The sequence below is a fragment of the Psychrobacillus insolitus genome, from assembly GCF_003254155.1.
In the GTDB taxonomy this organism is placed as follows: Bacteria; Bacillota; Bacilli; order Bacillales_A; family Planococcaceae; genus Psychrobacillus; species Psychrobacillus insolitus.
The window spans coordinates 72,055-97,308 of record NZ_QKZI01000008.1; the positions used below are offsets into that span (position 1 = coordinate 72,055).

A 25,254-nucleotide genomic window follows, 5' to 3' on the forward strand; every position below is an offset into this window, starting at 1 on the left:
ATTGAGCTAGAATAGGCTACAATATTTAAAATAGTTAATCGTAATTAGGTTGCGACAGAATATAAATATTGAAGCTCATTTGTGCAGATTCATTTGGAGGAGAAAGTATGGCAAAGATAAAGGCAGCGATATTAGGTTTCGGAACAGTTGGTCAAGGAATTTACCAAGTGATCAACGAAAAAAGAGAAGACTTAAAGAAATCACTTGGCTTGGATATTGAAATTAGCGCAATATTGGTTAATAACTTATCTAAAGTAAGACCTGAAACACCAGGTGTACTAATAACAGATGATTTTGAAGATATTATTAACATTCCAGGACTTCAAGTTGTTTTTGAAGGAATTGTCAATGAAGAACCAGCTTACAGCTATTTATGTAGAGCAATCGACAAAGGATGTCATGTTATCACTGCGAATAAAGTGATGTTCTCTAAATACAGTATCCCACTTCAAGAACGAGCAAAATCCCGAGGCGTATTTATCGGATATGAAGCAACAACTGCAGGTGGAGTTCCGGTTATTAAAACTTTGAAAAACCTTCTTCAAGTAAATACTGTGGAGAAAATTCAGGGGATTTTAAATGGAACATCTAACTATATTTTGACACAAATGCGTTTAAATGAATGCCAATTTGAAGATGCTTTGAAAGAAGCGCAAGAACTAGGCTATGCGGAAGCAGACCCATACAATGATGTCTCAGGTAAAGATGCTTTTTACAAACTAATGATATTAAGTGCGCTTGCTTTTGGAAAACAGCCAAATTGGAACGATGTTAAAATAATTGGAATCGATGATATTACTTTAGAAGATGTGAAGAAAGCCAAAAAAGAAGGACTTCGTTATCGTCATGTAGCAGAAATAGTACAAGATGAAGATGGAGAACTTTATGCATCTGTAGGCCCACAACTAGTGGGGTCAGATCATCCTTTATATGCAATAGATGGTGTAAACAATGCGGTGTCATTAGACACGAACTATATCGGTACTTTAACATTAGTTGGACCAGGTGCTGGTAGTCTTCCAACTGCAAGTGTAATGGTAGAAGATTACGCAGAAATCATCGGAAAACGCGCAGGATTCTTTATTACAATTTAATTTAAATCAAAAAGGACATTCTCCATATGAGGAGAATGTCCTTTTTTGTTTTGGCGTTAATCTTCGTCTTTCACGTCGATGTCATCTGGAATAGGGGTGTTTCTCCATTCGTCAATTTGACGTTTTAAATCTTCTACTTGATGCAGATGCGTTTCAAACTGTGCACTATTCACATAATATTGTTCTCCATCAAAAATGGCACGAATCTTTTTTTCTGCAATATATCGTTTAATTTGTTCAATAGGCATTGATAAATAATTCGCAATTTCTTCCACGGTCATATACATGTGCAAATGCCTCCTGTCTCTATTATTATAGAATACGACAAGCACTATCTCAATATGTGATATATTTTGATGAAGTAAGAAAATTTTACAAGGGGTGGAAGTATTGGCTGCATTACCATACATATTTGTTTTGCTTGGCGCTATTCTGTGGGGGACAACAGGAACGGCGCAAACTTTTTTACCAACAAGTGCACATCCATTCACGATAGCTGCAGGACGCTCAGCAGTTGGAGGCTTTACATTACTTCTTGTACTAGTACTCTTGAAAAAGATAAATTTAAAATCCTGGACGTGGAAAGAAACCATTTATGCAGGTATTTGTATATCGCTATTCCAACTATTGTTCTTTTCATCGGTCCGCTTAACAGGAGTTGCGATTGCAAGTGTTGTCGCTATTGGAAGTGCACCTGTATTTTCAGGCATGATTGAATGGCAACTTTTCAAATTACGCCCAACTAGGGTTTGGATGATCTCCACGTCATTCGCAATTATGGGATGCTTTTTTTTATTTTTAAATAAAGGCGAAATTACGATGGATCCAAGGGGAATTTTGTCTTCACTTATTGCTGGATTAGTATTTGCACTTTATACAATGTCTAGCAAGTCTTTATTACAAAAAGAGGAATCGCTTCCAGCTGTTGCGATGACCTTTTCAGTAAGTGCTGTGTTGTTATTGCCGTTTTTCTTCCTATATGGTGTCAGTTGGCTGAAGGATGTGGGAAATATAGGAGTCGTTTTTTACTTAGGGATTGCAACGACGACTGTAGCTTATGTGTTGTACGCGAAAGGATTGCACCAGATTCCGTCATCATCAGCGCTGACATTGTCGCTTGCCGAACCAACAACAGCTGCTATATTAGGTGTATTTATCGTAGGAGAAGTACTTAGTGTCACTTCTTGGATTGGTATTTTGTTTTTACTTGGTGGAATCATTGTATTAACGTTAGGGGCAAGTAGGAAGAAAAAGCATGTAATAGTGAGAGGGGCTAAGTGACACAGTCACATAGCCCCTCTACTGTTTTAATCGTTTATTTTAGTACCATAAGTTTCATCCAAAGCGAACCGAAAACGTCCATACAGAAAAAGTGCGCTTTTGTTCCGTCAAAACCCTAATACATTTCGAACGTCCATTACATATGATTGACTAACGGGAAGTTCGGTACCATCGTGTAATAAAACGATTAGATTAGAAGAAAAGTCTCGGATTATTCGATCGATAAAAGCGATATTGACAATATAAGAACGATGAATACGCAAAAAGTTATCTGGAAGTCTTAGCTGTAAATCCTTTAAAGTAATATTCGTTTTATGAGGCTCTTTGTTTGCGTAAAACCATGTCTTTTTTTGAAGGCTTTCTACATAAGAGACTTTTTCTATCGGAACTGGACGCCATTCCTCTTCCTGTTTCCCCGTCAGAAATTTGAATACGGGAGCAGCAGATATAGCATGTTGGGGTGGGAGTATCACTACAATAGCCGCATCTTCTCCGTTAATCTCAATTGGATAACCAACCCCATAGTAAGGAACTTGAAAGAGTGTATCATCCATAAGAGCTTCTGTTCTACAACGTTTTTGCATGACTTGGTCTGCAATACTATCAGCCTGTATTTTTTGGCCCTCTTTTATCTTCAAATCATATTTTCCTGCAACATAGTATACATATTGATTCGCCATGGCAACAGCGATTGATGCTTCTTTTGGAATCCAATCTTCTAGTAAATTACTAAATTGCTTTAATATTTCCATTTGATCCCCCCCAAATTCTCAAAATTCTGTATTCATCCATCCTATTTTGATTCCATCACCAATAAAAGGTTACTCATCCAAAAGTCGATACAAAAAACAATCAACTGTTATATAGTAATACACAAGAAGAAGAGCTGTTATGTAACAGTCTAGAAGTCATATTTTTCAGACAGTTATCTTCAGTATAACAAAATAAAAGGGGCGTGTTGAGAAATGGTAACTAGAAAACAACAAGTAGAAGAGCTACAAAAACAATGGACAGAAGAAAGCAGATGGACTGGAATTGAACGTACTTATTCAGCAGAAGATGTTGTTAAACTTCGTGGGTCTATCCTAATTGAACATACACTAGCTCGCAAGGGAGCAGAAAGACTTTGGGGATCTCTTCACGAAGAAGATTTCGTTAACGCACTTGGAGCTTTAACTGGAAACCAGGCAGTACAACAAGTGAAAGCTGGACTTAAAGCAATCTATTTAAGCGGTTGGCAGGTTGCAGCAGACGCAAACCTTTCAGGTCAAATGTACCCGGATCAAAGCTTATACCCAGCAAACAGTGTACCAGCTGTAGTAAAACGTATTAACCAAGCGCTTCAACGTGCTGATCAAATTGATCATACAGAAGGTAGAGAAGATGGATTTGATTGGTTCGCACCAATTATTGCAGATGCAGAAGCTGGATTTGGTGGACCACTAAATGTGTTCGAACTTATGAAAGGCATGATCGAAGCTGGAGCAGCAGGCGTACATTTAGAAGATCAACTTGCTTCTGAAAAGAAATGTGGCCATCTTGGTGGGAAAGTACTTCTTCCAACACAAAATGCTATTCGTAATCTAGTATCTGCTCGTTTAGCAGCAGACGTATTAGGTGTACCAACTGTACTAATCGCACGTACTGATGCTGATGCAGCGGACATGGTAACTAGTGATATCGATCCACGTGATACTGCATTCCTAACTGGTGAAAGAACACCTGAAGGATTCTTCCGTACAAAACCAGGTATCGATCAAGCAATTGCACGTGGTTTAGCATATGCACCATACGCAGATCTTATCTGGTGTGAAACTTCTCATCCAAGTTTAGAAGAAGCACAAAAATTTGCTGACGCTATTCATGCTGAGTTCCCTGGAAAAATGCTAGCTTACAACTGTTCACCATCTTTCAACTGGGAGGCAAACTTAGACCAAGAAACGATTGCAAAATACCAAGTGGAATTAGGGAAAATGGGTTACAAATTCCAATTCGTAACACTTGCTGGATTCCATTCATTAAACCACAGCATGTTCGAATTAGCGCATGATTACAAATCAAACGGTATGGCTGCATACTCTAAACTTCAACAAGCAGAGTTTGCAAATGAAGCAAAAGGTTATACAGCTACGAAACATCAACGTGAAGTTGGAACTGGATACTTTGATGATATTTCGCAAATTGTTTCTGGAGGAACTTCTTCTACAACAGCAATGAAAGGTTCTACAGAAACTGCACAATTTGCTTGATCAGAAAAGTGAATGGGAGGCTGAACGTTAAATGGACCAAACTACTACAAAAAAAATTAATATCGTAGGTAAAGAAGTAGAAGGAAGTACAGAAATTTTAACGCCCGAAGCATTAGATTTCGTGGCTTCCCTACATCACCTTTTTAATGATAGAAGAATAGAATTACTAGCAGCGCGCCAAATACGCCAAGAAAAGCTAGATAATGGCGGAAAGCTAGACTTTTTACCGGAAACAAAGGAGATTCGAGAAGGGGATTGGACAATTGCTCCACTCCCTCAGGACTTACAAGATCGCAGAGTAGAGATTACAGGTCCTGTTAATCGCAAAATGGTTATCAATGCTTTAAATTCTGGCGCTAAAACGTTTATGGCTTGTTTTGAAGATGCCACTTCTCCTACATGGGAGAATATGATTGAAGGGCAAGTCAATATGAAAGATGCTGTAAGAAAAACTATTTCGTTTACGCAACCGGATACAGGTAAAGTGTATAGTTTGAAGGAAGAAACAGCAGTGCTTATCGTTCGACCACGAGGTTTCCACCTTATGGAAAAACATGCACAAATCGATGGGGAACCAATCTCTGGTAGCTTCTTCGACTTCGGACTTTATTTCTTCCATAATGCAAAAGAGGCAATTGCTCGCGGAACCGGTCCTTACTTTTACTTACCAAAGATTGAAAGTCATTTAGAAGCAAGACTTTGGAATGATATTTTCATCTACGCACAGCAGCAATTAGGTATTCCGAATGGAACGATCAAAGCAACAGTTCTAATCGAAACAATCATGGCTGCATTCGAAATGGATGAGATTTTATATGAACTTCGTGATCATTCTTCAGGACTGAACTGCGGACGTTGGGATTATATTTTCAGTTACATCAAACGACTTCGCAATCAGTCACAAGTAATTTTACCTGATCGTGGTCAAGTAACGATGACATCACCATTTATGAAAGCATATTCGCATTTATGCATCCAAACATGTCACCGCAGAAATGCATCTGCAATTGGTGGAATGGCTGCACAAATTCCGATTAAAGGCGATGAAGTAGCAAACGAAGCAGCCTTCGCTAAAGTGAGAGAAGATAAACGCAGAGAGGCAACGGATGGACACGATGGAACATGGGTAGCGCATCCAGGTCTAGTACCTGTCGCTTGGGAGCAATTCCAAGAACATATGCCTACACCAAACCAAATTCATCGTAAACGGGAAGATGTTCACGTAACAGCGGCAGATTTAGTTGAAGTACCTAAGGGGACAATTACTGAAGAGGGACTTCGATTAAATTGCAGCGTAGGGGTTCAATATATAGCATCATGGTTACGTGGAAATGGAGCAGCACCCATCAATAACTTGATGGAAGATGCAGCAACAGCAGAAATTTCCCGTACACAAGTTTGGCAATGGATTCGTCATTCAGAAGGAAAACTAGATGATGGTCGTAATATTACCATTCAACTAGCGGAACAAGTCCTTACAGAAGAACTAGGTAAATTGAAAGCAACATTTGGCAATGAAGGCTACGCAAACGGTCGCTACACAGAAGCAGCTGAGCTATTCCTTTCATTAATAAGTAAAGATGAATTTGTCGAGTTCCTGACATTACCTGGTTACGAAAAAATTAGTTAAGAAAATTCATTATAGGAGGTGATTTACATGATTACAACTACTCAAGATAGAAACCAAAAACATTGTCGTGAGTGCGGATGTGTTATCTCTGAACAAGTAGAATCATCCCTATATGAATGTGAACGATGCATCGGTATGTACGAAGAATAACACAGACGGTAAAGACAATGGAAACCACCACACATATAAAAAGCTCTATCCTTCTTATGAGGGGTAGAGCTTTTTTTCATGAGATAAGAAAGTATATAAAATTCCTGCATGGTAAGTGTCTAGCGCAAGTCGGCTAATATTTTTGACACAGGGATGCAATATATAGAACTATTTTTTATTTGTATAGTTCTGATTTCGTGTAAATGGCTCCGTTACAACTATATGTGCAAGTTCAACTGGTGATTTACCCTCCTCTTCAAAATATATCTTCTCTAAGTCCGGAAAGTTTTCAAAGTAAGAATGAACAATTGTCCCAATAAATATATTTTCTCCAGCACTTCCTTGTACATTATCTAATCCATTCATATTTAAGGTTAGTTCCGTATTATTATTCTCAATACGATAATCAATTAACCCAACCTCGAGTACCATAATTCCCTCGAAAATTTGATGAAATAAATCTTCTGAGAAATCAAAAGTTACCTCGTATGGCTCAATAAACTCTGCATTAGCATCTCCTTTATAGACTACCAATCTTTCAGTGGTGTCAGAAGGCACTTCACTTTCTATTTTTGTTTCATGTCCAACCCATTCATAAGCTATCTGTTGTTTTTGTTCACTTAATTCTTCGGCAGTGGACCAAGCGACTAGTGTGTACGAACCAGCGGGAACAGAGGTTAATTCCGTTTTTAATTCGATTGGAATAACCGTTTCTTCATTTGGTTGTAGTACTTTCTCTGAAAGCATTAGGATAAATACTTTATTACCAGAATAAGTGAATACATTATTTTTATCCTTGTCTATTAGCTGATATTCTACTTCCTGTCCGCTTGGATACGTTAAAGTCGTTGCTTCATCTGTTTCATTTTTAATCGTAAACGTGGCATTGCCATTCTCTTTTAGCTCTAATTTCGTGGTTATACTTTTTACTTCCTGCGATTGTGGATCGCTACCATTAGTAGTGTTTGAATTAGTGGTACCGCAGCTTGCTAGGATCAATATAATAACAATCGAACATATACGCAATATTAGTCTTTTCATTCTAATCACTCCTTTAAATCATTAGACAGTTAAGCGCAAAGAAAGTTACATGCAAACAAAAATCCTTTTTCTTAAGAATTTCTTCATAATTAACCTGATGGAATGTTAAGAAATGAAGGGTACAATTAGAAGTATAAGAACGATGCATGACTCACATTGTGCGGGCCTAGGGGGGAAGAGATGACAGAGTTTACTGTTTTAGTAACAGATGATGACCAAGATATTCGAGATGGTATTGAGATCTATTTGAAAAATGAAGGCTATAACGTCTTGAAAGCAGCGGATGGATTAGAAGCGCTTCGGTTAATAGAAGAACATGAAGTTCACGTGATTTTGTTAGATATTATGATGCCAAAGATGGACGGAATTGCAGCTACATTTAAAATAAGGGAGCAAAAAAATATTCCTATCATTATGCTGAGTGCGAAAGCTGAGGATTCGGATAAAATTCATGGGCTATCGGTTGGAGCAGATGACTATGTGACGAAGCCATTCCATCCAATGGAGTTAATAGCACGTGTGAAGTCACAGTTACGCCGGTATACGAAGCTTGGAACTTATCATGCACAACAAGCTGTGATTGAAATTGACGGACTTAGGATAAACCAAGAAGCAAAAGAACTTACGGTAGATGGAGAAGTTGTAAAGCTAACACCAATAGAGTTTAAAATCACAGAGCTACTCATGACCCATGTAGGTAGAGTGTTTTCAATCAATGAAATTTACGAACGTGTTTGGAATGAACCAGCTTACAATGCAGAAAACATAGTCGCGGTACATATCCGTAAAATTCGAGAGAAAATCGAAACAAATCCAAAAAATCCAAGATATTTAAAGGTGGTGTGGGGTGTTGGGTACAAAATCGACAAGTAAAGTAAACTTACTTTTGTCCATTTTTGCTATTGTATGTGGCGTTTTATGTTTAACCTACTGTGCAGTCAACATCTTACCTTCTATTGAAAATAATAAAAGTTTTATGCAAATCATTCGAATCATGAAAGGGGGGTTAGCGGGATGAAACATCCAGTAAGTAAAAATATTTTGCTAAGTGTTTTAGCGGTAATTACGATGTTCTCACTGTTTACTTTAATTGAAGAGGGACATAATTTTATCGGAACGAGTTATTTTGATAGCGAAAGTTTTACAAATGAATTAAGTGACTTTGAGTCTTCTATTGTTCCATTAGTTTTAGCTACTCCGGATAAAGAAGAAGTAAAGAAAAATATTACGGTGACAGCCGATGAGATGGAGGAATATCGCAATCGGAACGGAAGCTTAGAAAGTCAATTAGAGTCGATTCAACAACAGTACGCAAGTCCAACAGGTGAAGTCACAACAGTAACAGAAGAAGCAACTACAACAACAGAAACTGCAACTGCAACAGAAACAACAAATGAACCATTTATTACAGAACGTGATAAAAAAATGGAAGACATTACGAAAAATTTCACAGATGATAGTTATATAGAACAAAAGATTCGACTAGAAAAAGAAGCACAAGTTGATGCCTATTATCAATCAATCGAAAGAGTAAAAAATGATTTCTTGATTGAAAATGATAACATTAACTATGACTTTAAAAATGTTGAAACAGGAGAGCGATTTACAAATGGCGATATTGAGTCAAACAATTCATTTAGTAAGGAATACTCAAGTAACCATGGTTATTTAAAAGAAAGAACTACTTATGAAAATGTAGAGGAATTATGGAATGTCCAAGAACTAGTGGGAAATCAACTTGCCCAATTTGAAGGAACTGTTGCTATTCCAGAGGCTAGTATTTTAAGTGGAAACAGAGCTTATTCATATAATTACTTTATAACAAATCAGCGGATCTTTTATGGAGCACTTTTAGCCGGTGTATTAGCTGCCATCGCATTCGTTTTGTTGTGGAGAAAGAATGGTGAGAAATTTAGATATGATAAAGCCGAGGAAAAGTATTTTACATTTCCGATCGATGTAAGAATCGCGTTGTTTTTCATTAGTATATTTGTAGCTATCTCGGCTACGAAAGAATTAATTGGATTTATTTTTTATTACAAAGGGTACGATCTCAATATCATTACAATTATTGTGGCCGTCCTTTTTACAGCGTTGGCATTATATCAATGGAAATGGATACGAACTAGTATTGGTAGTGCTGATTGGAAACAGAGCCTAATGTATGGCTGGTTAAAATCTTTAGAAGGATTTTTCTTGAAGCGTTCAATTGGCGTTCAAACGTTAATTTTACTAATTGTTGTGTTCTTTTGGGGTTTTGGTACGATGATGTTTTTCTGGCAACCGGCTGTTATAATCGTTTGGATTCCAGCGACTTTATTGATAGGTATTCCAGTGCTCATTGTTCTATTAAAGAGAATGGCGTACTTGAACCGAGTGATGGTGAAAACGGAGGAAATGGCTAAAGGCGTTATTGGCAATAAAATCGAAGAAAAAGGAAAGTCGCCAATTGCCGAACATGCAGCTAGTTTAAATCAGCTTCGCGATCGAATAAAATCGTCTCATTCTGAACAAGCAAAAAGCGAGCGTCTTAAAACAGAGTTAATTACCAATGTCAGCCACGATCTACGAACACCTTTAACATCCATTATTACGTATACAGATTTGTTGAAAAATCCAAATATTACAGATGAAGAACGGGCATCCTATATTGCAATTTTGGATAAAAAATCGATGCGTTTGAAAACATTAATAGAGGATCTTTTTGAAGTATCTAAAATGGCTACGGGCAATATTGAACTAGACAAGCGAAAAGTGGATTTAACTCAATTATTGCAACAAGCAATCGCGGAGCATCAGGAAGATATCGATAAATCAGGATTAGAATACCGCGTAACAATTGGTACAAAACCGATCATGTCCTATGTAGACGGTCAAAAATGGTGGAGAGTGCTCGACAACTTAATCATTAATACATTGAAATATGCACTACCAAATACGCGAGTGTATATTAACTTGGATCAAGTTGACGGGGAAGCGGTATTCGTCATCAAGAATATAGCTAAGTATGAATTAGGCAATGATATCAATGAATTAACGGAGAGGTTCAAACGAGCTGACACATCTCGCCATACAGATGGTTCAGGTCTAGGTCTTGCGATAGCGCAATCTATTGTGGATTTACACGGAGGCAGCCTACGAATGGAAGTAGACGGAGATTTGTTTAAAGTCATTGTGAAAATAGCGGCAATTTAAAGTGAGCGAGGAATCCTGAAGTGGGATTTCTCGTTTTCTTTGTTATACTATATAGCAAAGGGAGTTGAGCATAATGGAAACATTAAAACAATTAAATTTTGCACGTATTTCTTTACTAGGAAAGATTAAAAAAAGTACAGAAGCAACTTTGGATGTAAAACCAGCCGGATTTAGTAATACGCTTCGTTGGAATATTGGTCATGTATACGCATCAATGGAAGGACTGACAAAAAGAGCAGTTCCTACATATGAGATTGTGAATCCACAATGGTTCCCACTATTCCTTAGTGGGACTAGCCCAGATAACTGGGAAGTTGAGCCTCCAACATTGGAAGAGTTAATCCAAGCATTAGAGGAACAACCTGTACGAATTACAGCGGTACTAGAAAACAATTTACAAAATTCGGTACCCGAGCCAATGATCATTGGTGGGGTTCACCAAATGGATACTGTAGAAGCTCTTGCACAGTTCATTACTTGGCACGAAGGTATTCATACAGGAGTCATTGATGCAATGAATCGCATAACAGCAGAGTAAAAATGTATCATGCAAAAAGGACAATCCTAGGATTGTCCTTTTTGTTTGGGGAAATATGGCTTAACGAGACAAAACAACTCGTGAAGACGACAATCCTACTAATGAACGGCACAAAACCAGCCATGAACACAACAAAACACAAAAAAAGAGGATAGCCCATTCAAAAGAATGATCCCCTTTTCTTCAATACTTCCATTTCACTTACCAAATAATCCAATTTACTCTGTATGTCGGAAAGTTGCTCATCTTGTTTTATACTTGACTTTTTCTCATCTTCTTTTGCCTGAGTTAATTCCGACAGTACGATGCCCTCGCCAATCGTGGAAACAATGTATCCAATTGTAAGAATGACAGAGCCAAGAAACTCAATGGTCTCGCCAAAGTGAGGTGGTAGATCGTTTTTTGGATCTTCAGGTATCATCTATACAAACATCCTTTGCTCCATCTTTTTTAGTAGCATATGTTGGAAAGCTTCTATAGGTTATTTTTTGGATGGAACTAGGTCATGTTCAAATGCGTAGATGACTGCTTGCGTTCGATCACTCACTTCGAGTTTTGAAAGGATATTGCTGACATGTGTTTTTGCTGTTTTTAGTGCAATAAACAGGGTATCTGCGATGTCTTGATTGGTTTTACCCTCTGCCATGAGGAGTAATACTTCTCGTTCCCGTTCTGTTAAGTCTTCGTGTAAATCACGTGAAGCCCCTTGACGCATGCGTTTCATCATTTTATTCGTAACTTCAGGTTCCAAAACAGCACTGCCAGTCAATGTTTTTCGAATGGAATCAGCGATATGTGAGGCTTTCGACGTTTTCAATAAATAACTAATAGCTCCAGCTTCGAGAGCAGGATACACCTTGTCGTCGTCTATAAAACTTGTCACAATCATCACTTTTGCTTCAGGCCATTTTTGGATGATTTCGTGAGTAGCCTCGGCTCCGTTCATAATCGGCATGACCATATCCATTAAAATAATATCTGGCTTATGTTCGAGTGCTAGGTCTACCGCTTCTTGCCCATTTGTTGCCTCAGCTACCACATTCATGTCAGGCTGTGCTTGTAAATATGCAGACACACCAATGCGTACCATCTCATGATCATCCGCTAATAATATTCGTATCATTTTCTGGCTCACCTTCCTTTATCAACTCTGCGTTTTTCTCTATCGGTAGTTTCACTTCAACAATAGTTCCTTGAGAAGGGACAGAAACAACTTTACAAGTAGCTCCAATTTCGACTGCTCGTTCCTTCACATTTTGAAGGCCGTAAGAACCGTTTTTACCTTCTGTCATCTCAAACCCGACTCCATTATCTTGCACACGGAAGATAGCTAAATCGTCCCGTTCAACAAACAAAATATCGACTTCCGTTGCTTTTGCATGACGCAGTGTATTGGATAAGGTTTCTTGTGCGATTCGGAATAAATGATCTTCCGCCCCTTTTGATAACTGAACATCTTCTAATCGATAACGAATTGTAAATAATACTTTTTCTTGAAGTTCTGTAAGCAATTCCTCTAGGCCTTCTCTTAGTGTCTTGTTATGAAGAGCTGCAGGACGAAGATGGAGCAGTAAGGCACGCATTTCTAGTTGCGCTTGTTGAACAATTTTCTCGGTTTGGAGTAGCGTTTTCGGAGCTTCACCTTGCTGAGCTTCTTCAATTTCAACCATTGCGGAAAGTAACATGGACGCGGCAAATAATTGTTGTGAAACTGAGTCATGCAGCTCTCTTGCCAGGCGTTGACGTTCTTGCACGATTCGTTCTTGTATTAATTTATCTTGATCTTCTGCTTTTTGATTGGTGATGCGCTGCAATGTTTTTCGCTGCGTTAGAATGAGCTGCTCGAGTTGACTTGTCGTTACATGCAGTCGTTTCGAATATGCCTGCTTTTTATTAACAGGAACAAATGTCTCTGCTTCTAATAATGGTCTTAACCCTTTTTCTATCTTCTTTTCCTGGTCCCTGACTTTCTGAAGCGTATTCAATGAAAAACTAAAACTTATAAATGCTAAAACAATGATGATCCACGCACCAAAAGGAATTTCTGCATACGTCATTTCTAGTAAAGTCCACCAAGCATCCTCGTTTGGAAAGCCCCAAAGTGCATACAACAGAAGTGCTACGAGTGCCAATAAGATGATGAAAATCGAAATTCCTTGCCCTAGAAGTATCTTCACTTTCTAATCACCTCGATATCCCCAATCCAAGTGGACACGGTAATTACAAGCTCAGAAGCATAGGTCACACCATCTAAATAACTGTCTTTCAACAAAACCGACTGGTTCCATAATCGCTGGGCACCGTGTCCGAAAATATTCGCTTCCCCAATAATCGTCGCATAATGAAGGCGAACCGGAATCTCATACGGTACATAGATTGTTACCTTCCCAAGAGACTGACGAATGGAAATCAATGAAGTACCCTTCGGTAAAACAGTTTCCGTCACATCAATCACGTGATCACCATAAAAACTTTGCACATGAACATCCTGCCATTCATATGCGTGAAAAGGAGTCGTTTGCGCGGAAAATAACTTGTTTTGAATAATACTATTTGGGCTTTCTTCATACGTAGTATTAAATGGTCGAATAACTTGTGTGATTGGTTCATTTTTCCATAACTTATAAAGGACATATAACATAATCGTGAGTAACAATAACCGCAGACTCCACATCGAAAAAATAGCGATTATGAGGAATACAAACCCCGTCCAAAACCAAAAACGAGATTGTTTACGTAAGCTAAAGTAAATCATCCCAATGCCAAGAAGGACTAATACAATATTGCCATTTCCAAAAATGGTCGCCTCGATGAACATAAGCACAGCAAAACAAAGAAAAATAAAAGCCAACTTGTTTGTCTGGTTTTCTTTCATATTAAGTAATCCTCCTTCTTCACACTAGGAAAAGCGGCAGACGCCGTAAAGCTGCGACAAGTGAGTTGGATCTTGCGCGAAACAGGATTGACCTTGCGAATACCGGGTCCAATCTTGCGAATACCATCATCGAGCTTGCGTAAAACACACCTGAACTTGCGAGAAACCCAAAATCCACGAATTATCCAAGTGATCTTGCGCGAAACAGGATTGACCTTGCGAATACCGGGTCCAATCTTGCGAATACCACCATTGATCTTGCGTAAAACACACCTGAACTTGCGAGAAACCCAAACTCCGCGAATTATCCAAGCAATCTTGCGCGAAACAGGATTGACCTTGCGAATACCGGGTTCAATCTTGCGAATACCATAATCGAGCTTGCGTAAAACACACCCGAACTTGCGAATAAGCCAAAATCCATCCTCATCCATAAAAGTAAGAGAAGACTAAGTGTCTTCTCTTACGTAGCTATCTTTAGTTTACACAATTTCTGCCTTTGGTTGTTCATTTTTTTCTAACATTGCCAAACGTTGTTCCATAGATGTTACTTCATGTTCTTTTTCAATCTTTTGTCCGAGACGATCGATGTAGTTTTCCATTTCTTGAAATGTGCCGAAGTTTTTATCTTTTTGTTCGGGTTGCAACATGCGATCCATTTGATGATGTGCTCTTGTTACGTTTTCTTTGCCCATCAATTGTAATTGGCGTACTTTCATGTCTTTTACTTTATGTTTCATTTCTTCAAATTTGCGTTCTAATCCGACTAGCTCTTCTGTTGTTTGGATAATGCTCGCAGTTAAGACGTTGGCTCTTTCTGAATATGCATTTACTTCTGCTTGGGCATATGCGATTAAATCTTGTTCGCCACTAGCATTTGCAAGTTCTAATTGATTGTTTCGTTTTTCCATCATTTGATGTGTAGTTTCAAGTTCTTTTTCAAGCTCTTGTTTTAGCTTTCCTTGGCGTTCTAACCATTTACCTGTTTGTTCTGTTTGTTTTTCAGCTTCGCGAATGTATTGGTTTAACATTGTGATTGGATTTTTTTCTTCTTTTTTATCAAATAATTTGTTTAAATCTGCTTCAATTGAGTATTTTAAACGTCTTAATAATGATGTCATGTTTTTTCCTCCTTATTTGTATAACTCATTCCATTGTTTTTCAAAATTTACGAATGGATCATCTGAAACTACTTTAGCCGATGAAAAGCTAATGTTTTCATTTTTCCATCTTTTCACAACGTAGTAAACGCCGATAATAGCGATGATTCCGATAAATCCTGGAACATTAGCTACAGCAGAGAATAAACCGAAAATACCAACGATTGCCCAGAAAACTTTTAGGAAAGTCGAGTGGCTCTTCAAATAGAAGTGTGCCCCTGCGAATACGATTAAACCTGAAACTGCAAGTCCTAAGAGAGAACCTAAGTTAGCAACTGCAACAATTCCAGCGATAAAGCCAAGTACTAATAAACCAAATTTTTTCATGTGATTGTTCCTCCTCTCGTTTGTATATATAGCTTATCAATTTTATAAAAAAATCCAAACGGGCTTAAACATGATTTTCATCTCGGTCTAGAGACTTAGGAGTACTAGGTCAAAATCTGTTATACTAATAAAAAAATCTGTTTACTGGAGATCTCAAAATGAAAAGACTAGGTGCACTTGTGATCGCTATCCTACTTTACACAGCAATTGTCTTTTACTTTGGTTGGAGTGTTTTCACATGGTTTACAAATATGGTGCAAGTGAATCCGTGGATTTTCGGTGTTGTGTGGGCATTGTTTGCGACTGCACTAATTATTGGCAGAATTGATCACCGTCTGCGGTTATTTCAGGTAGTTGGAGCATACTGGATGATTGTCATGCAGTACGGGGTAATCCTATTTCCGATGTTTACCATTTTAATATGGGTTTTTCCAAACCAGGTAACACTAATTGGGTGGGTCATTTTTAGCTTATTTGTTTTAATTATATTAACAGGTACATATTATGCGTATACACCAGTTGTGCGCGAGCTGTCGATTACCATGCCGAAAAAGGATTCTAAATTGAATGAATTAAAGATAGTAGTTGCTTCTGATTTCCATCTTGGTTTATTATCCAATAAGACGCATTTAAAACGTTTCGTGAAACTGTCCAATATAGCGCAGCCAGATCTTGTTCTTTTAGTAGGAGATTTAGTTGATGATGATCCCATCTGGTTTGTGAAAAAAGGGATGTCAGAGGTGATGAAACAACTTACTTCTACGTATGGTGTATATGGAGTCCTTGGAAATCATGAATACTACGGCAAAAAAATACCGCTATTAATAGAAGAAATGAGTATGTCTGGGGTGCGAATGCTCATAGACGAAACTATTCTTGTTAAGGATTCGTTCTATTTGACAGGCCGGGAAGATTTGACGAATAAAAAAAGAAAACAAGTATCGGATCTTGCACCAGGGAATAATGATTTTCCATGGTTTGTAATGGATCATACCCCTTCGAATTTGTTAATTCCTGAAAAAGAAGGAGTGGATTTTCACGTTTCTGGTCATACGCACAGAGGACAAATGTGGCCGAATCATCTTTTCACAAGGAAGTTATTTGAACTAGATTATGGGTATAAAAGAAAAGGAAGCTTACATGCCATTGTATCTTCTGGATTTGGATTTTGGGGTCCGCCGATTCGTTTAGGAAGTCAATCAGAATTATGGGTAGTAAACATTAAGTTAGGGGACGTGGAAGTATAATGGAAGCTTGGGTTTCGGACTGGATGAGCCAGTTTGGTTATTTTGGTGTTTTTTTATTGATATTATTAGAGAATATTTTTCCCCCAATTCCTTCTGAGGTTATTTTAACGCTTGGAGGATTCATGACGACTACGACAACTATGACGAAGTTTGGTGTGATTATTGCTTCCACTTTAGGATCTGTCATTGGAGCAGCAATTTTATACGGAATCGGAACATTATTGGATGTAGAGCGTTTGGAAAAGATTGTTGGAAAGTATGGAAAGTATTTACGATTAACGATCAAGGATGTTCATAAGGCGGATGCATGGTTTGATAAATACGGTGTTTGGGCTGTATTTTTCGGTAGGCTTGTGCCGCTAGTAAGAAGCTTGATCTCGATTCCTGCAGGGATGTCGAACATGAAGTTTGGATTATTCCTATTGTTTACAACGCTTGGAACATTAATATGGAACACGGTGTTAGTGTCGGTTGGAGCAGCAGTAGGCGATAATTGGAGTGAAATAGTAGGGTATATGGATATATATTCCAACGTGGTATATGTTATCATAGCAATAATTGGTATTGCATTTCTGGTTTGGTATTTTAAAAAACGTGACTAAGGAGATTTTATGGAATTATTAGAATTATTAAAAGCACTTATATTAGGTTTTGTAGAAGGTATGACTGAGTTTGCTCCTGTTTCTTCCACGGGGCATATGATTATTGTCGATGATATGTGGTTGAAAACGGAAGAGTTTTTAGGAATGTATTCAGCAAATACATTTAAAATAGTTGTCCAAATGGGTTCTATTTTAGCTGTAGTTGTGGTTATGTGGAAACGATTATTTAGTTTAGTAGGATTATATAAAATAGAAAGTGAACAATCGAGTAAGCAGTTCAATTTGCTACATGTAATAGTTGGAATGCTTCCAGCGGTTATTTTAGGATTTGCTTTCAAAGACTTTATTGATGATCATTTGTTTGGAGTGGAAACAGTTATTTATAGCCTTGTAGCAGGTTCTATATTAATGATTTTTGCGGATAAGTTCGGACCGAAAAAACCTTCAGTTGTAAGTTTGGACCAAATTACGTATGCAAAAGCATTTAAAGTAGGACTTGTGCAGTGTCTATCATTGTGGCCTGGTTTCTCTCGTTCCGGTGCTACCATTTCAGGAGGAGTCTTGTTTGGGATGAGTCATAAAACAGCTGCAGATTTCACGTTTATAATGGCTGTACCGATCATGGCAGGAGCAAGTCTAGTATCTGTTATGAAAAACTGGGAACATATTAATATGGATCATATAAGTTTTTATGTAGTAGGATTTATTAGTGCATTCGTATTTGCACTTATCTCCATTAAATTCTTCTTAAAATTAATATCACGCGTTAAGTTAATGCCGTTTGCAATTTATCGTCTCGTGTTAGCAGCAGTATTAGCGATTATCATATTCTTGTAAGTAATTAAAGAGGCAGACATCCTTGGATTTCTGCCTTTTATCGTTTTTAAGGGGTGTATTCGTCATGAAAATTTACTCATTAAGTGGACCAAGTGGAACAGGAAAGAGTACAATTGCACTTCAATTTGCTCATCAGCATCACATTCCTGCAATTATTGATGATGGTTTATTGATAATAGAAGGAGGAAAAGTTGCGGGGATATCCGCAAAATTCGAAAAAAACAGCATTACGGCCGTGAGACGCGCCATTTTTTCAGATGAGCAACATAAAGCTGAGGTACAAAATGCTATTCAGAAAAACAAAATAGAGTCTCTATTAATCATTGGCACATCCGATAAAATGACCAAAAAAATAGCAGAGAGATTAGAACTTGGCGACATACAGCATTTTTCATATGTTCAAGATGTGCGAACTCCTAGGGAAATAAATATTGCTCGTTTCATCCGAGAAACACAAGGTAAACACGTGATGCCCATTCCATATAAACAAGTCCAACAAAATTTTTTTCGGAAATTAGTACATAGAGGACTAGATATTTTTTCGAATAAAAAAGAAAAAATCGGAGAAACAACGATTGTTCGACCTGATTTCCAACAAGGAACTATCCAAATTGCTAAATCAGTTTACATGGATATTATCGAGCATGTTTGCAGTAAGATGGACAAAATTATAGGGGTAAATGCGGTGCAATTTCAAATGGATTTTTTACCAATTGCGACGTTAAAAGTGACCATTGCAGCACCAGTGAATTATAATGTAATGGAAAAAATGGAAGAAGCGCAAAAAGAAATTCAACGCCAATTTGTTTGTCACTTTGGCATAGAACTGGACCAGATAAATCTGCATGTTCAAGGCATTCAAATGGAAAAAGTAAAATAGACTGTTCCCTCCTATAATATGAAAACAGTCTATTAAACTTAGTTTGTTTTACGGCTGAATTGAGGAAGACGTTTTTCTACAAATGCTGTAACCCCTTCTGGGAAGTCGTTTTTATCCACAAAAGGAGTCGAGCTTGGCCATAGACTTGGTGCACTATCTATACATTCTTGAACAGAACTTTTCACAGCGAGAAGGGAAGCAGGAGACATGGATGCCACCAGTTTTCCCATTCGAATAGAGTATTTGACCAAATCTTTTTCTTCTACTAAGTAGTTCAACATGCCGACTTTATAGGCCTTCTCTGCTTTATATATGCGACCAGTGTATACCAAATCTTTTGTCTTACTTGGGCCGATTAAGCTGACAAGACGTTGTGCAAATTTATTATTGATTGTAATTCCTAATTTTCCAACTGGAATCCCCATTTTAGCCTTTTCAGAGCCGATACGAATATCGCATGCTAACGCAAGTTCTAGTCCTGCACCCATTGCTGGACCATTAATGACACCGATTGTAGGAATAGGTAGTAGTTCGATTATAGAAATTGTTTTTTCCATATGTATAAAAGCTTCTTCCGCTTGCTCTAAAGAAATGGTATGGAATTCTTTCAAATCAGAACCTGCTGTAAAATTTTCTCCTGAACCGCGTAGTATTAATACTTTATTCTTGGGATTATCTAATACGTTGACTGCAATCTTTGCTAATTGATCCCACATGTTTGCAGTTAAAGCATTTTTCGCTTGAGGACGGTGGATTGTAATTATTGCAAGCCCGGCCGTTTCTTGATAAATAATTTTAGCATCTTCTGCGTCCATTCTTGTAGTTTTTATTTGCATGGTGCTTGAAGTCCTCCTTCTATAATTTCTACATTTATTATATAACAGAAAACAGAAAATAGATTAGAAATATGGTATAAGTAAAATTTCCTGTACAAGTCCAAACACAATATGTTAGATTATATAGATGAAGTAAACACAATATATAGTATGTTAACGATGATTAGGTACCTTTATGGTTTAAAAGGGAATTCGGTATATGCCGAAGCTGTCCCCGCAACTGTAAGTGTGGACGACTGTTGAAAAAGCCACTGCGAGCAATCGTGGGAAGGCCAACAGGAGGATGAAACACGAGCCAGTAGACCTGCCTCTTTATCGATAAGCACACTTTCTTCGGGGGTTGAGAGGTGGGAGCGAAGGCCTCTTTATCTTTAATTTTAGATGCGTCTTTTTGTTTCCTACTTTTAATTTTGAGCGATGGCTCAGCCGAAGATGGCTGGGACATCGCTTTTTTGTCGTTTATTAGAGAAAATAAAATAACATTAAATTTCAAGGAGGAAAATACATGACATCCATTACATACACATCCAAACAAGAGGTCTTACATAATTTAATCAACGAATTCGGTGAAGAAAAAATAGCACCTCTTATCAAATCACATGAAAGATGGACAAAGAAATATCCAGCAGGGACAACTTCCGCTTGGTCAAAATCGATGTCATTAGATGCATTAAGCTTTTTAGATGAAGATGAAACTTACTGGACCTTTGTTGCAGCGCGTATACATCTTGCAGACGTCTATGAAAAAGTAGCAATGCTCAGAAAAACGACAGCTGACAAAGTTTATAGTAAATTTGCGAGCAATGTACAACAACTAGTGGAAAAAGGTCTTTACGACAAACGCCTTGCGGAAGCGTATTCTACACAAGAACTACAGCAGTTAGCGGAAATGATCGTACCAGAACGCGACTTTTTATTCACTTATATTGGGGTAAAAACATTACTCGATCGTTATGTAGCAAAAGACTTTGATAAATCCATTGTCGAACTGCCTCAAGAACGTTGGTTAATCATTGCGATGACGTTAATGAAAGACGAAAAAGAAAAACGCATTGAAAAAATTAAAGAATCTTACTGGGCAATGAGCAATCTCTATATGACTGTTGCAACGCCTACTTTATCCAATGCAGGAAAGCCTCATGGACAATTGTCTAGCTGCTTCATCGACACAGTAGATGATAGCCTACAAGGAATTTACGATAGCAATACTGACACTGCGACACTTTCAAAATTCGGTGGTGGAATTGGTGTATACATGGGGAAAGTTCGTAGTCGTGGTTCTTCCATTCGTGGATTTGTAGGGGCTTCAAGTGGAGTCCTGCCTTGGATTAAGCAATTAAATAATACTGCAGTAAGTGTTGATCAATTGGGTCAGCGCCAAGGGGCGGTAGCTGTTTATCTAGATGTATGGCACAAAGATATTTTCACATTTTTAGACTTACGCTTAAATAACGGAGATGAGCGTCTTCGTGCACATGATATCTTTACTGGCGTGTGTTTACCTGATTTATTCATGGAGAAAGTAGAGGCTCGAGAAGAATGGCATTTATTTGATCCACATGAAGTTCGTCAATTGAAAGGGTATTCGTTAGAAGACTTTTATGATGAAGAACGGGGAGAAGGTTCATTCCGGGAAAAATATGAGGAATGTGTGAACGATGCTCGCTTGTCTCGTGAAACGGTTCAAGCCATTGATCTGATGAAACGAATTATGCGTTCACAGCTAGAAACAGGCGTACCATATATGTTTTATCGTGACGAAGTAAATCGTAGCAATCCAAACAAGCACGCAGGTATGGTATACAGCAGTAATTTATGTACGGAAATATTCCAAAATCAAAGCGCGACAACGTTTGAATCGATTCAATTAGAAGATGATGTGATTGTAACTCGCCGTAAAGCGGGAGATTTCGTTGTATGTAATCTGTCTTCGATAAACCTTGGACGCGCAGTTCCAGCAGATGTTTTGGAGCGTCTTATCAAGATTCAAGTACGTATGCTTGATAACGTTATTGACTTAAATATGATTCCTGTTCCACAAGCGGAGCGCACAAACGCAAGATACCGTGGTATTGGCCTTGGAACTTTTGGGTGGCATCATTTACTGGCTCTTAATAGTATCCGCTGGGAATCGGATGAAGCAGTAGATTTTGCGGATACATTATATGAAAAAGTAGCATTTTTAACGATTCAGGCCTCTCTAGAATTAGCGAAAGAAAAAGGTGCATATCCTTTATTTGAAGGATCTGATTGGCAAACAGGAGCGTATTTTGACAGACGCCAATACGAGAGTGAAGCTTGGAACGAACTGCGCAGTCAAGTAGCAGAAAGTGGTATTCGAAACGGTTATTTAATGGCAGTTGCACCTAATTCATCTACTTCGATTTTAGCAGGAAGTACGGCAAGTATCGATCCGATTTTCCAAAAATTCTATTCGGAAGAGAAGAAGGATTACAAAATTCCAGTAACTGTACCAGATCTAAATTCTGAAACAACCTGGTTTTATAAGTCCGCTTATTTTATCGACCAGCATTGGACGTTAAAACAAAATGCAGCACGTCAACGCCATATCGACCAAGGGGTTTCGTTGAATTTATATGTGCAAAATACGATTAAAGCAAAAGACTTACTCGCGATCCATTTAGACGCTTGGAACAGTGGATTGAAAACAACCTATTATGTCCGTTCAACTTCGGTTGAATTAGTAGACTGTGATTCTTGTTCTAGCTAAGGAGGAAATGAAATGATTTTAGAAAAAAGAAAATTAATGGATAAAGATGCCCCAAACCGTTCTACAGGAATTGTTAATGGGCAAAGTTCGAATGTATTAAACTGGGATGATGTTCGATTTAACTGGGCTTACCCTAAATATAAAAAAATGCTCGGTAACTTTTGGACACCTTTTGAGATCAATATGAGCAATGATATTAAGCAATTCCCTACTTTATCGAATGAAGAACGAGAAGCATTCTTGAAAATCATTGGATTACTTGCTTTATTAGACAGTGTCCAAACAGATTTTGCTGGGAAAGTAGCTGACTATTTAACAGATTCAAGTTTGAATGCATTGATGATCATTTTGGCGCAGCAAGAAGTAATTCATAATCACTCTTACTCATATATTTTGTCTAGTTTAGTATCGAGAGATGAACAGGACCATGTATTTGATTTTTGGAGAACGGAACCGGTTTTGCAAAAGCGAAATGATTTTGTGTTGAAAGGTTATGAAGCATTTGCAGAGCAACCAGATGTAGATAGTATGCTACGTTCGATTGTTTATGACGTAATATTAGAAGGTTTATTTTTCTATTCTGGATTCTCGTTCTTTTACCATCTTGCAAGACATCAAAAAATGGTCGGAACAAGTACGATGATTAACTATATTAATCGTGATGAGCAACTGCACGTTGATTTATTCGTAAAAATATACAAAGAATTGCTAGCAGAATATCCAGAATACGATACACCAGAACGTGCTCATGAAGTGGAAGAGATCTTCCGTGAGGCTGCACAACTCGAAGTAGACTGGGCACGAGAAGTAATCGGTGAGAAAATAGACGGACTAGACGTGGAAGATGTAGAAGCCTATATATACTTCTACGCAAATGTGCGCTGCAACCAACTAGGCTATGACAAACCATTCCCAGAATACCGTAAAAATCCATTGAAATGGATCAAAGCCTACGAAGAAGTGGATCTTGGTAAAACAGACTTCTTTGAACAAAAGTCTCGCCAATATGTAAAAGTGAATGTACAGGATAATGGGTTTGATGATTTGTAATTTGAGCTTGATTGGACGTAAATTTTGTCTATCCGGTCCGAAATTCATTTATACGGTCACAAATTTATCCATCCGGTCAGAAACTCCATACAACATAAGAAGGTATCCGCCGAGTAATGGCGGATACCTTTATTCTGACTTATTTCCCGGGAAATCGACAAATTAATTTAAAAAAGTTAAGTTTCAAAAATAAATTTCACACTATAAAGTATATTTGAATAGGGTATTTAATAATACCAAAACTAAGCATTCTAAGTACCTTTCTCAAGGTTTTGCAATATTCACAACTATTTAAACTCGCCGATTAGTCAAATAATTCAATTTGCAATAGGTCATTAAGTCTAGTAACATAGGAACTTATAAATTAGATGTTCCAAAAAATGAGGTTTATAGATTTATATTTGGACGTTTATTTCTTAAAATTCAGGGTATTTGTTAAGTTGTATCATTAAAAGGGGAACGAACTAATCGTCTAATTAAAAAAGATAAAAGGGGTAATGAACTTATGAAAAAGATTATATTATTTGTGTCATTGTGTACTATTTTAGTACTTGCTGCATGTAGTAGTAAGGAAAGCGCAGACAGTATTGAAGTAATAAAATTTGCTGATGCAGGATGGGATAGTATTCGAGTCCATAATAGCATCGCGCAGTTAATTGTTGAAGAAGGTTATGGATATGAAACAGAAGTGACCAGTGGTACTAGTGCAGCAACGATGCAAGCGCTTGAGCAAGGAGACATTAATGTCTACATGGAAGTTTGGACAGATAATGTGAAAGAGATTTATGAAGCAGCAATTGAAAGTGGAAATATTACAAATATAGCAACTAATTTTAATGATAATTCACAAGGACTATATGTTCCAACTTACGTTATTGAAGGGGATGCTGCAAGAGGAATCGAACCAGTAGCTCCAGATTTAAAAACTGTGGAAGACTTAGCGAAGTATCCAGAGCTTTTCCAAGATCCTGAAGATGATAGCAAGGGCCGAATTATTGGAGCACCATCTAGTTGGGTAGTAAGTGAAGACTTGGAAACGAAAATTGAAACATATGGACTTGATGAGCAGTTTAACTATTTATCACCGGGGTCCGATTCAGCAATTGTTGCTGATTTAGCCGGAGCGTATAAAAAAGGTGAGCCGTGGGTGGGATACTATTGGTCTCCAACATGGGTTACAGCGAGTTATGATTTAACGTTACTAGAAGATATACCCTATGATAAAGCAATTTGGGAAGAGTCGAAGGGAACAGAATTCCCTCCGAATGATGTTGTAATTGCAGTTCATAAAGATTTACCTTCACAAGCAAAAGATGTAGTGGATTTTTTAAGTAAATATGAATCAAGTAATGATGCAACAGAAGAAATTCTTAAGTATATGAATGAAAATGAAGTTGAACCAGAAGAAGCTGCTAAGTGGTGGATAACAGAGAATGAAGACATTTGGACAACGTGGGTGTCAGAAGAAGTAGCTAAAAAAGTAAAAGCTACTTTATAATAACTGTCTATAAAATTTAAATTCAACCAAAGA

The 25,254-nt window shown here is 37.7% G+C and carries 26 protein-coding genes and 1 riboswitch; of the genes, 15 read left to right on the forward strand and 11 right to left on the reverse strand.

Annotated elements, in window-relative coordinates; genetic code table 11:
- Positions 1-107 precede the first annotated feature (107 nt).
- Positions 108-1,094 carry a homoserine dehydrogenase gene (locus C7437_RS14300; protein ID WP_111440550.1) on the forward strand — a complete coding sequence of 329 codons (987 nt, stop codon included), beginning with the start codon at positions 108-110 and terminating at the stop codon, positions 1,092-1,094.
- A gap of 56 nt (positions 1,095-1,150) precedes the next feature.
- On the opposite strand, the gene C7437_RS14305 is transcribed toward C7437_RS14300, so the two are convergent.
- Complete coding sequence (locus tag C7437_RS14305) at positions 1,151-1,381, reverse strand: excisionase family DNA-binding protein (RefSeq protein ID WP_111440552.1); 231 nt, start codon at positions 1,379-1,381, stop codon at positions 1,151-1,153.
- A 103-nt stretch (positions 1,382-1,484) separates the two neighbouring features.
- Here C7437_RS14305 and C7437_RS14310 point away from each other — a divergent pair, with 103 nt between their 5' ends.
- Positions 1,485-2,375, forward strand: coding sequence for a DMT family transporter (locus C7437_RS14310; protein WP_111440554.1), 891 nt, complete (start codon positions 1,485-1,487; stop codon positions 2,373-2,375).
- Between the two features lie 107 nt (positions 2,376-2,482).
- On the opposite strand, the gene C7437_RS14315 is transcribed toward C7437_RS14310, so the two are convergent.
- Entirely contained in the window at positions 2,483-3,127 is a 645-nt protein-coding gene (locus C7437_RS14315) for a LytTR family DNA-binding domain-containing protein (protein ID WP_111440556.1), read from the reverse strand.
- 213 nt (positions 3,128-3,340) lie between these two features.
- On the opposite strand from C7437_RS14315, the gene aceA reads away from it, so the two are divergent.
- From aceA to C7437_RS17085, 3 genes are read left to right on the forward strand one after another with little or no spacing between them, the layout of a single operon-like run.
- Complete coding sequence (gene aceA, locus C7437_RS14320; RefSeq protein ID WP_111440558.1) at positions 3,341-4,624, forward strand: isocitrate lyase; 1,284 nt, start codon at positions 3,341-3,343, stop codon at positions 4,622-4,624.
- A 31-nt stretch (positions 4,625-4,655) separates the two neighbouring features.
- A complete protein-coding gene (gene aceB, locus C7437_RS14325; protein WP_111440560.1) occupies positions 4,656-6,254 on the forward strand; it encodes a malate synthase A in 1,599 nt (532 codons plus the stop codon).
- Positions 6,255-6,281: 27 nt separating this feature from the next.
- Positions 6,282-6,404, forward strand: a complete 123-nt coding sequence (locus C7437_RS17085; protein WP_211310036.1) for a YhfH family protein — start codon at positions 6,282-6,284, stop codon at positions 6,402-6,404.
- 168 nt (positions 6,405-6,572) lie between these two features.
- On the opposite strand, the gene C7437_RS14330 is transcribed toward C7437_RS17085, so the two are convergent.
- Positions 6,573-7,445: a BsuPI-related putative proteinase inhibitor gene (locus C7437_RS14330; RefSeq protein WP_111440562.1), complete on the reverse strand. Its 873-nt coding sequence runs from the start codon at positions 7,443-7,445 to the stop codon at positions 6,573-6,575.
- Between the two features lie 180 nt (positions 7,446-7,625).
- Between C7437_RS14330 and C7437_RS14335 the strand changes: the two genes are divergently transcribed.
- The 3 genes from C7437_RS14335 to C7437_RS14345 all read left to right on the forward strand — a co-directional run bounded on the left by C7437_RS14335 (position 7,626) and on the right by C7437_RS14345 (position 11,178).
- The gene (locus tag C7437_RS14335) at positions 7,626-8,318 is read left to right on the forward strand and encodes a response regulator transcription factor (protein WP_111440564.1); all 693 of its coding nucleotides are present in this window, start codon (positions 7,626-7,628) and stop codon (positions 8,316-8,318) included.
- 141 nt (positions 8,319-8,459) lie between these two features.
- On the forward strand, positions 8,460-10,640 hold the full coding sequence (locus C7437_RS14340; RefSeq protein WP_111440566.1) for a sensor histidine kinase: 2,181 nt from the start codon (positions 8,460-8,462) through the stop codon (positions 10,638-10,640).
- A 73-nt stretch (positions 10,641-10,713) separates the two neighbouring features.
- A complete protein-coding gene (locus tag C7437_RS14345; RefSeq protein WP_111440568.1) occupies positions 10,714-11,178 on the forward strand; it encodes a DinB family protein in 465 nt (154 codons plus the stop codon).
- 160 nt (positions 11,179-11,338) lie between these two features.
- Here C7437_RS14345 and C7437_RS14350 read toward each other — a convergent pair whose 3' ends face one another.
- From C7437_RS14350 to C7437_RS14380, 7 genes are read right to left on the reverse strand one after another with little or no spacing between them, the layout of a single operon-like run.
- The gene (locus C7437_RS14350) at positions 11,339-11,599 is read right to left on the reverse strand and encodes a hypothetical protein (RefSeq protein ID WP_111440570.1); all 261 of its coding nucleotides are present in this window, start codon (positions 11,597-11,599) and stop codon (positions 11,339-11,341) included.
- A gap of 60 nt (positions 11,600-11,659) precedes the next feature.
- Positions 11,660-12,301, reverse strand: a complete 642-nt coding sequence (locus tag C7437_RS14355; RefSeq protein ID WP_111440572.1) for a response regulator transcription factor — start codon at positions 12,299-12,301, stop codon at positions 11,660-11,662.
- Positions 12,276-13,355: a sensor histidine kinase gene (locus C7437_RS14360; RefSeq protein ID WP_111440574.1), complete on the reverse strand. Its 1,080-nt coding sequence runs from the start codon at positions 13,353-13,355 to the stop codon at positions 12,276-12,278. Before C7437_RS14360 ends, C7437_RS14355 begins: the two co-directional genes overlap by 26 nt.
- Positions 13,352-14,053, reverse strand: coding sequence for a cell wall-active antibiotics response protein LiaF (gene liaF / locus C7437_RS14365; protein WP_111440576.1), 702 nt, complete (start codon positions 14,051-14,053; stop codon positions 13,352-13,354). Before liaF ends, C7437_RS14360 begins: the two co-directional genes overlap by 4 nt.
- Entirely contained in the window at positions 14,050-14,487 is a 438-nt protein-coding gene (locus C7437_RS14370; protein WP_111440578.1) for a hypothetical protein, read from the reverse strand. The genes liaF and C7437_RS14370 overlap by 4 nt, the downstream gene beginning before the upstream one ends.
- Before the next feature lie 48 nt (positions 14,488-14,535).
- Complete coding sequence (locus tag C7437_RS14375) at positions 14,536-15,174, reverse strand: PspA/IM30 family protein (RefSeq protein ID WP_111440580.1); 639 nt, start codon at positions 15,172-15,174, stop codon at positions 14,536-14,538.
- Positions 15,175-15,186: 12 nt separating this feature from the next.
- Positions 15,187-15,540, reverse strand: coding sequence for a lmo0954 family membrane protein (locus tag C7437_RS14380; RefSeq protein ID WP_111440582.1), 354 nt, complete (start codon positions 15,538-15,540; stop codon positions 15,187-15,189).
- 158 nt (positions 15,541-15,698) lie between these two features.
- Between C7437_RS14380 and C7437_RS14385 the strand changes: the two genes are divergently transcribed.
- The 4 genes from C7437_RS14385 to C7437_RS14400 all read left to right on the forward strand — a co-directional run bounded on the left by C7437_RS14385 (position 15,699) and on the right by C7437_RS14400 (position 19,106).
- Complete coding sequence (locus C7437_RS14385) at positions 15,699-16,787, forward strand: metallophosphoesterase (protein ID WP_111440584.1); 1,089 nt, start codon at positions 15,699-15,701, stop codon at positions 16,785-16,787.
- Entirely contained in the window at positions 16,787-17,389 is a 603-nt protein-coding gene (locus tag C7437_RS14390; protein ID WP_111440586.1) for a DedA family protein, read from the forward strand. Before C7437_RS14385 ends, C7437_RS14390 begins: the two co-directional genes overlap by 1 nt.
- A 9-nt stretch (positions 17,390-17,398) precedes the next feature.
- Positions 17,399-18,226, forward strand: a complete 828-nt coding sequence (locus tag C7437_RS14395; protein WP_111440588.1) for an undecaprenyl-diphosphate phosphatase — start codon at positions 17,399-17,401, stop codon at positions 18,224-18,226.
- Between the two features lie 64 nt (positions 18,227-18,290).
- On the forward strand, positions 18,291-19,106 hold the full coding sequence (locus tag C7437_RS14400) for a nucleoside/nucleotide kinase family protein (RefSeq protein WP_111440590.1): 816 nt from the start codon (positions 18,291-18,293) through the stop codon (positions 19,104-19,106).
- Positions 19,107-19,144: 38 nt separating this feature from the next.
- Here the strand turns inward: C7437_RS14400 and C7437_RS14405 are convergent, their stop codons facing one another.
- A complete protein-coding gene (locus C7437_RS14405; protein ID WP_111440592.1) occupies positions 19,145-19,942 on the reverse strand; it encodes an enoyl-CoA hydratase/isomerase family protein in 798 nt (265 codons plus the stop codon).
- Positions 19,943-20,090: 148 nt separating this feature from the next.
- Positions 20,091-20,268: riboswitch (cobalamin riboswitch) on the forward strand.
- Positions 20,269-20,447: 179 nt separating this feature from the next.
- On the opposite strand from C7437_RS14405, the gene C7437_RS14410 reads away from it, so the two are divergent.
- From C7437_RS14410 to C7437_RS14420, 3 genes are all read left to right on the forward strand, one after another.
- Positions 20,448-22,673 carry a ribonucleoside-diphosphate reductase subunit alpha gene (locus C7437_RS14410; RefSeq protein WP_111440594.1) on the forward strand — a complete coding sequence of 742 codons (2,226 nt, stop codon included), beginning with the start codon at positions 20,448-20,450 and terminating at the stop codon, positions 22,671-22,673.
- 12 nt (positions 22,674-22,685) lie between these two features.
- On the forward strand, positions 22,686-23,723 hold the full coding sequence (locus C7437_RS14415; protein WP_111440596.1) for a ribonucleotide-diphosphate reductase subunit beta: 1,038 nt from the start codon (positions 22,686-22,688) through the stop codon (positions 23,721-23,723).
- Between the two features lie 505 nt (positions 23,724-24,228).
- On the forward strand, positions 24,229-25,221 hold the full coding sequence (locus C7437_RS14420) for an ABC transporter substrate-binding protein (protein WP_111440598.1): 993 nt from the start codon (positions 24,229-24,231) through the stop codon (positions 25,219-25,221).
- The last annotated feature ends 33 nt before the right edge of the window (positions 25,222-25,254 follow it).